General features: G+C 58.4%; 7 protein-coding genes and 1 riboswitch. Of the genes, 3 read left to right on the forward strand and 4 right to left on the reverse strand.

Annotated elements, in window-relative coordinates; genetic code table 11:
* The 4 genes from VJ698_RS01590 to VJ698_RS01605 form a co-directional block, all read right to left on the reverse strand.
* Positions 1-356: formate dehydrogenase accessory sulfurtransferase FdhD (locus VJ698_RS01590; protein ID WP_324100900.1), on the reverse strand; the 356-nt coding region annotated here is incomplete at its 3' end.
* A 7-nt stretch (positions 357-363) separates the two neighbouring features.
* Positions 364-3225 carry a formate dehydrogenase subunit alpha gene (gene fdhF, locus VJ698_RS01595; protein WP_324100901.1) on the reverse strand — a complete coding sequence of 954 codons (2862 nt, stop codon included), beginning with the start codon at positions 3223-3225 and terminating at the stop codon, positions 364-366.
* 9 nt (positions 3226-3234) lie between these two features.
* Positions 3235-4794, reverse strand: a complete 1560-nt coding sequence (locus VJ698_RS01600; protein WP_324100902.1) for an NADH-quinone oxidoreductase subunit NuoF — start codon at positions 4792-4794, stop codon at positions 3235-3237.
* Complete coding sequence (locus tag VJ698_RS01605; RefSeq protein WP_324100903.1) at positions 4791-5255, reverse strand: formate dehydrogenase subunit gamma; 465 nt, start codon at positions 5253-5255, stop codon at positions 4791-4793. Before VJ698_RS01605 ends, VJ698_RS01600 begins: the two co-directional genes overlap by 4 nt.
* Before the next feature lie 154 nt (positions 5256-5409).
* Here VJ698_RS01605 and VJ698_RS01610 point away from each other — a divergent pair, with 154 nt between their 5' ends.
* The 3 genes from VJ698_RS01610 (at position 5410) to VJ698_RS24555 (ending at position 6938) form a co-directional block, all read left to right on the forward strand.
* Entirely contained in the window at positions 5410-6471 is a 1062-nt protein-coding gene (locus VJ698_RS01610) for a substrate-binding domain-containing protein (RefSeq protein ID WP_324100904.1), read from the forward strand.
* Between the two features lie 61 nt (positions 6472-6532).
* Positions 6533-6772: a hypothetical protein gene (locus VJ698_RS01615; protein ID WP_324100905.1), complete on the forward strand. Its 240-nt coding sequence runs from the start codon at positions 6533-6535 to the stop codon at positions 6770-6772.
* 4 nt (positions 6773-6776) lie between these two features.
* On the forward strand, positions 6777-6938 hold the full coding sequence (locus VJ698_RS24555; protein ID WP_414691078.1) for a hypothetical protein: 162 nt from the start codon (positions 6777-6779) through the stop codon (positions 6936-6938).
* Positions 6939-7248: 310 nt separating this feature from the next.
* Positions 7249-7441: riboswitch (cobalamin riboswitch) on the forward strand.
* The last annotated feature ends 76 nt before the right edge of the window (positions 7442-7517 follow it).

Below are 7517 nucleotides of genomic sequence, written 5' to 3' on the forward strand. Positions count from 1 at the left end.
CCACACAAGCCGCAGCCCGTGCGCCCGGTCATGTTGCGGCGCCGCTCCTTCAACTGCATAAAGGCGGCATTGCCGATCCTGACATGCGCGGTGATTCCTGCACTGCCATGTTCGATCTCGATGTCGTAACATTCCGCGCCCGATGCGATGATGCCTTCGCTCAGGGAAAAGCCCAGCGCAAACTCCTCGAGGTCGCATGGCGTGGTCAGCATGACGGCATGGGAGATGCCGTTGTATTCCAGCGCAACAGGAACTTCCTCCGCCAGATCGTCCTGCACATGCAGCCATTCTCCGGCACGCAGCCGCGAGACGGCGTACCGGTAGGTGCACTGATCCTTTGTCTCAATCTCTTCCATGCTGGCATTAATCGATGTTTGCCGCGGCGGTGGAGGCCGCCTGGAACAGCTCAAGTTGCGCCTGGCTGAATCGCGAGTATTCCTGCTGCCACGCCGAAGGCTGTTGAACCGGCATCACCTGCACTGCGGTCACCTTGTATTCCGGACAGCTGGTGGCCCAGTCGGCGTTGTCGGTGGTGAGTACATTGGTGCCGCATTCGGGGAAATGGAAGGTGGTGTACACCACACCAGGCTGCATCCGCCCGGATACTCGCGCGCGCAGGACCGTTTGTCCGGCGCGACTCTGAACACTCACCCAATCATTGTCTTTGATGCCACGATCTTCGGCATCATGCGGATGAATCTCGAGGAGGTCTTCCGCATACCAGCGCACATTCTCGGTGCGACGTGTCTGTGCGCCCACGTTGTACTGCGTCAGGGTGCGCCCGGTGGTGAGGATCAGCGGATACTTGCGCGTGATCTTTTCATCGGTGGCCACGTACTTCGTAATCATGAAACGACCCTTGCCGCGGACGAACTCTCCCACGTGCATGATGGGCGTGCCGTCCGGCGCCTCGTCATTGCAGGGCCACTGCAGACTGCCCAGGCGTTCCAGCTTGTCGTAGTTGACACCACCGAAAGTCGGCGTCAGCCTGGCGATCTCATCCATGATTTCGGATGGATGGTCGTAGTGCATGTCATACCCGAGACGTCGGGCGAGCTGGATGGTCACTTCCCAGTCGGCATAACCCGCCTTGGGCGGCATCACCTTGCGCACCCGGGAAATGCGACGTTCAGAGTTGGTGAACGTGCCGTCCTTCTCCAGGAAAGAGGAACCCGGCAGCAAGACATGCGCATACTTCGCGGTTTCGTTGAGGAAGATGTCCTGCACGACGATGCATTCCATCGATTCCAGTGCCGCCACGACATGCTGGGTATCCGGATCCGACTGAACGATATCCTCGCCCTGACAATAGAGGCCCTTGAAGCTGCCATCCACTGCAGCGTCAAACATATTGTTGATGCGCAGGCCTGGTTCCGGCTGGATCGATACACCCCAGGCTGCTTCAAATTCCGTGCGGACCGTGGTGTCCGACACGTGGCGATAGCCGGGAAGCTCATGCGGGAAGGAACCCATATCGCATGAGCCCTGTACATTGTTCTGGCCGCGCAAGGGGTTGACGCCGACGCCGTCACGGCCGACGTTACCTGTCGCCATCGAAAGATTGGCGATGCCCATTACCGCGGTGGAACCCTGCGCGTGTTCGGTTACGCCGAGGCCATAGTAAATCGTCGCATTCCCGCCGGTTGCATACAAGCGAGCAGCGCCGCGCACCAGGGAGGCTGAAACACCAGTCACTGCCTCCATCGCCTCCGGCGAGTTCTCCGGCTGCGATACAAAGTCTTTCCACTGGCTGAACGACTTCGCGTCGCAGCGTTCGGCGATGAACGCTTCATTCATCAAACCTTCGGTCACGATCACATGCGCCATCGCGCTAATGATCGCGACGTTGGTGCCGGGCTTCAACTGCAGATGATATGCGGCCTTGACGTGCGGTGATTTCACCAGATCGATTCGACGCGGATCGATCACGATCAGCTTGGCACCCTGGCGCAGGCGTTTTTTCAGGCGCGATCCAAAGACCGGATGGCCGTCGGTGGGATTGGCGCCAATCACCATGATCACATCCGAGTGCTCGATCGAATTGAAGGGCTGTGTGCCGGCCGATTCGCCCAGCGTCTGTTTCAGGCCGTAGCCCGTGGGCGAATGGCAAACACGGGCGCAGGTATCGACATTGTTGTTGCCGAAGGCGGTGCGCACCAGTTTCTGTACCAGGTAACCTTCTTCGTTCGTGCAGCGGGAGGACACGATGCCGCCGATCGAATCCGTGCCATATTTTGCCTGGATGCGCTTGAATTCCGATGCTGCATAGTCGAGCGCCTCTTCCCACGAAACTTCACGCCATGGGTCGGTGATTTTCTTGCGGATCATTGGTTTGGTGACGCGGTCCTTGTGCGTCGCATAGCCCCAAGCGAAGCGGCCTTTCACGCAGGCATGCCCCTCGTTCGCCTTGCCGTCCCTGGTCGGCACCATGCGGACCACTTCATTGCCTTTCATCTCCGCAGTGAGCGAGCAACCGACGCCGCAGTAGGCGCAAGTGGTGACAATCTTGTGTTCAGGCTGGCCCAGCCAGATTACCGACTTTTCCTGTAAGGTCGCTGTTGGGCAGGCCTCGACGCAGGCACCGCAGGACACGCATTCGGATTCCATGAACGGCTGGTCCTGGCCGGGTGACACGCGTGAGTCAAAACCGCGGCCGGAGATTGTCAGCGCAAACGTGCCCTGGATTTCGTCACAAGCGCGCACACAGCGATTGCAGACGATGCACTTGGTCGGATCGAAGGAAAAATACGGATTCGATTCATCCTTTTTGCTGTCGAAATGGTTAGCGCCATCATGGCCGTAACGTACTTCGCGCAGGCCCACCACGCCGGCCATGTCCTGCAGCTCGCAGTTACCGTTGGCGGGGCAGATCAGGCAGTCGAGTGGGTGGTCAGAGATATAGAGTTCCATCACGCCTTTGCGCAGTGTCTGCAGCTTCGACGTCTGGGTACGCACGACCATGCCCGGCTCAACTGGCGTGGTGCAGGAGGCGGGATAACCACGACGACCTTCGATCTCGACCAGGCACAGCCGGCAGGATCCGAAGGGTTCCAGGCTGTCGGTTGCGCACAGCCTGGGGATATTGACACCACTCTCGGCTGCCGCCCGCATCACGGAGGTGCCGACCGGAACCGTTACCTGCACGCCGTCGATCTCCAGGGTGACCATCTCGGTCGATGTGCTCGGTGGCGTGCCAAAATCCCTCTTAAGGATAGTTTCAATCATGATGGGCTCCTACGTGGCGGACTGCTCGGATGGCGGCACGCCAAAATCTTCCGGGAAATGGTTGAGTGCGGAAAGCACAGGGTAGGGCGTCATACCGCCCATGGCACACAGCGAGCCGCTGAGCATGGTGTCGCACAGGTCACGCAAAAGATGTATCTGCTTTGGCCGCTCGTTGTCGGCGATGATCTTGTCCATCACCTCGACACCGCGCGTGGAGCCGATGCGGCACGGCGTGCATTTACCACAAGACTCGATCGCGCAGAATTCCATCGCGTAGCGCGCCAGCTTCGCCATGTCGGCTGTATCGTCATGTACCACGATGCCGCCGTGTCCTAGTACCGCCCAGAGGCTGGCGAACGCTTCGTAATCGAGTGGCGTATCCCATTGTGACTCCGGCAGATAGGCGCCAAGCGGGCCGCCGACCTGCACCGCCTTGATCGCGCGGCCCGATGCGGTGCCGGCGCCATATTCATACAGAATTTCGCGCAAGGTGATGCCGAATGCTTTTTCGATTAAGCCGCCGCGCTTGATATTTCCTGCCAGCTGGAGCGGAAGCGTCCCGCGCGAACGACCCATGCCAAAGTTCTTGTAAAAGGCGGCACCCTTGCCGAGGATAACCGGCACGCTGGCCAGCGACAGGACGTTGTTGATGACGGTTGGCTGGCCAAACAGCCCTTCCATAGCGGGGAGTGGCGGCTTGGCGCGCACGATGCCGCGTTTGCCTTCCAGGCTCTCCAGAAGTGCTGTTTCCTCGCCGCAGATATAGGCGCCTGCAGCCTTGCGCACTTCCAGTTCAAATGGCTTGCCAGACCCGAGCACGTTGGTACCGAGGTAGCCTTTGGCGTAGGCGACAGCGATTGCCTCGTTGAGTGTGGCAATCGCATGCGGATACTCGCTGCGCACGTAGATATACCCCTTCGATGCGCCAACCGCGATGCCTGCGATTGTCATCCCCTCAATCAGCAGGAACGGGTCACCCTCCATGAGGATGCGGTCGGCGAAGGTACCGGAGTCACCCTCATCGGCGTTGCAGACAATGTATTTCTGTACGGCGCGCGCATTCAACACGGTCTTCCATTTGATACCGGTAGGGAAGGCCGCACCGCCGCGCCCGCGCAAGCCGGATTCGACGACCATGTCGACGATGGCTTGCGCATCCAGCCCGAGTGCGATGTGCAAGCCTTCGTATCCGCCATGCTCTTCATAGTCCTGCAGGGACACCGGGTCGGTGATACCGGTACGCGCAAACGTCAGTCGTTCCTGGCTCTTGAGATACGGTATTTCTTCAACTAGCCCGACGGACAATGCATGCGTGCTGTCACCGGTGTGAAAGCCCGCGTCGAACAGGGCAGGGATATCCGCAGCGTCAACCGTGCCAAACCCCTTGCGCCCCGCAGCGGTCTCCACCTCGACCAGTGGTTCCAGCCACAGCAGGCCTCGGGTTCCGTTGCGCACGATCTGGATGTCCAGGCCACGTCGCACTGCCTCTGCGGCAATCGCATCGGCAACCTCATTGGCGCCGAGTGCGACGGCGGTTGAATCGCGCGGCACGAAGATTCGGATAGTCATTCAGTTTCCTTTGCTTTTGCAATCAGGCGGTCGAAGCGTGCCGGCGTCACGCGCGCATGGACGGCGTCGTCGATCATGATGGCGGGCGAGGTCGCGCAATGGCCAAGGCAGTAAACAGGTTCGAGCGAAAAGCCGCCGTCGGCGCTTTTCCCGTGCAGGCAGCAGCCAAGCGTCTGTTCCGCATGTGCCAGCAACTGGTCCGCCCCCATGCTCTGGCACGCTTCCGCGCGGCAGATCTGTACAGCATGCGTTGCCGGAGGCGTGGTGCGGAAGTGGTGATAGAAGGTGATCACGCCATGTACGTCAGCGCGCGACAGGTTGAATGCGCTGGCAATGTCGGCGACGGCTTCCGGCGGTACGAAGCCGACGGCGTCCTGGATGGCATGGAGAGTGGGCAGCAGGTTCTCGGGCTGCGTCGGATGCTGTTCCAGGACCGACTTGATTCTGCCCTGCATATCCATGGCAGTTGTTACTGGCTGATTCATTATGGCGGCGCGCTTAAAGTGTTCGACGGTATATATGAAATAAAAAACATATATGCATGCTATGGCCAACATGCGAGTCGCAGGTTAGCATACGGATAAATGCTCCTCAATATGAAGTAAATTGCATAATATGAAGATCGAAATTAGACCTGAATGGGTACTCAAGAAGGTGGATGGCTCGGCGATTTCCTTGCCCTTGCTGTTGAAGCTGCTGACCGAGGTGCGTGACCAGGGCAGCATCAGTCAGGCGGCCGCCTCTGTCGGCCTGTCGTATCGCCATGCCTGGCAATTGCTGCGTGAATTCGACGAGCAGTTTGGTGCGGCGCTGGTGCAAAAGACGCGAGGGCGGGGCACGGTACTGTCGCCACTGGCGGAAAAGCTGATCTGGGCCGACAAGCGGATTGCAGCCCGTCTTTCTCCTATGTTGGATAGCCTCGCCTCGGAACTGGAGCAAGAGCTCGCGGTGCTTCTGGCGACCAATCGTCGCGCCGTACGCATCACGGCGTCGCATGGTTTTGCGGTTGCGGCGTTGATCAACCAGATGGGCGAGAAAAAGATGGCGGTCGACCTGAAGTACCGCAATAGCACAGAGGCAGTGACTGCGCTTTCCCGGGGAGAGTGTGACCTTGCGGGCTTTCATCTGCCGATGGGTGAATTCGAACCAGTCGCCGCTGCGCAATATCTCAAATGGATCAATCCCAGACAGCATGCGCTGATTCATCTGGCTTATCGCATGCAGGGTTTGTTCGTTGCCAAGGGTAATCCGAAGGCAATTCGGGGACTCGCCGATCTCACGCGAAACGACATCCGCTTTGTGAATCGGCAACATGGCTCCGGCACGCGGATGCTGCTTGAACTGTTCCTGGCGAAGCACGGCATCAGGACCGCCGATATTGCCGGCTACGAGAGTGCTGAATTTACCCACGCTGCGGTTGCCGCCTACGTGGCGAGCGACATGGCAGATGTCAGCTTCGGTGTTGAGGCTGCAGCCAGGCGATTCGATCTCGACTTTATTCCGATCGTGCGGGAGCGGTATTTTTTTGCGTGCGACCAAATTGCTTTGAACGAGCCGCCGACGAGTGCGGTGCGGACAATCATGTTGAGCGAGAAATACAGATCGGTAGTGAGCGATCTGGCTGGATATGACGCCGCGTTGTCCGGTTCGGTTCTGAACCTGGAAGCCATGTTGTAGCCGAGGCTGAAGGCAATCATCTACGTACCAGAACTAGCGTTAGTTTGTGGGAACTGATGGCGTGAATAATATGGCCGTGGAGCTCATGGCGCTCATGCTGATGCAGAAGGACGTCAATGTTTGTATTTGCCATGTTCAGACCCAAGACTTGGCGCGATTCACCATAGCCACCAGATTTTCTGGTAGTCGCCACCGGCTGCCCAGTCTCGTCCTGCTGCTGATGACGCAAGCAGGTATGGCGGTCATCGAAATAGGGATTAATCATCTGCGGGGGGAAGCCGATTGGGAATTTCGATTTTGACCTAGTGCGCCAGGAGGCATCGCACATTACGCCAGCACCCAGGGGAGTGGAGCCGATGACGGTAACGATGTTGATCGAGAAAGCCGTGCAAGTGGCAGAAAGGTTTGTGGTAATCGGGGGATCGCCCATCGCGCTGTCCAGACGTCTGTGCTGCGGAGTCGACTAAGGTGTGACGCAGTTTTGGTATCCGATTTCATAGTTCATACGTTCGGGACACACGTCATCGTCATGAGGCGAGAATGAATTTACCGCCCATCATCAGGCTGACGACAGCCCCATTAATCAGAGTAACAGAGCCGGTGTTTGGGTCCTTGGCGGTGTGGATCATTCACAGCGAAGTGCCAGCAATGCACACACTCATCAGCGCCTTCGTGGTGTTTTGTGTATTGGTAACGCATATGATTTAGTTCAAGGAAAGGGAGAAGCGCGAGTAATGACGCGGTATCTATCGCTTGACGCTCGCACCTTGAAACATTAGTATTTCGTCCGACATCAGCATCCAGGAACACGGTGCAATTCCGTGGCGGGCCCGCCGCTGTAATCGGGGACGGATGCCGCAGGACCATGGTTTGTCATGGTCAGTCACTGTCGGGATGTATCCCGACGGGAAGACGCGGCAACTCCGGACGATCCGAGAGCCAGAAGACCTGCTGAAGTCGCTTCAGGATACATCCACCTATGGCAAGGGGAGTCGCTGCTACGCATGGTCGCGTAGCAGCGACTCCCCTTTTTCTTTTCCGGAATC

The organism is Noviherbaspirillum sp., from assembly GCF_035254685.1.
GTDB lineage: Bacteria > Pseudomonadota > Gammaproteobacteria > Burkholderiales > Burkholderiaceae_D > Noviherbaspirillum.

Excerpts from the sequence above, each read along its gene's own strand:
- fdhF (WP_324100901.1), bottom strand. The coding sequence starts at position 3,225 with ATGATTGAAACTATCCTTAAGAGGGATTTTGGCACGCCACCGAGCACA.
- VJ698_RS01600 (WP_324100902.1), bottom strand. The coding sequence starts at position 4,794 with ATGACTATCCGAATCTTCGTGCCGCGCGATTCAACCGCCGTCGCACTC.
- VJ698_RS01605 (WP_324100903.1), bottom strand. The coding sequence starts at position 5,255 with ATGGATATGCAGGGCAGAATCAAGTCGGTCCTGGAACAGCATCCGACG.
- VJ698_RS01610 (WP_324100904.1), top strand. The coding sequence starts at position 5,410 with ATGAAGATCGAAATTAGACCTGAATGGGTACTCAAGAAGGTGGATGGC.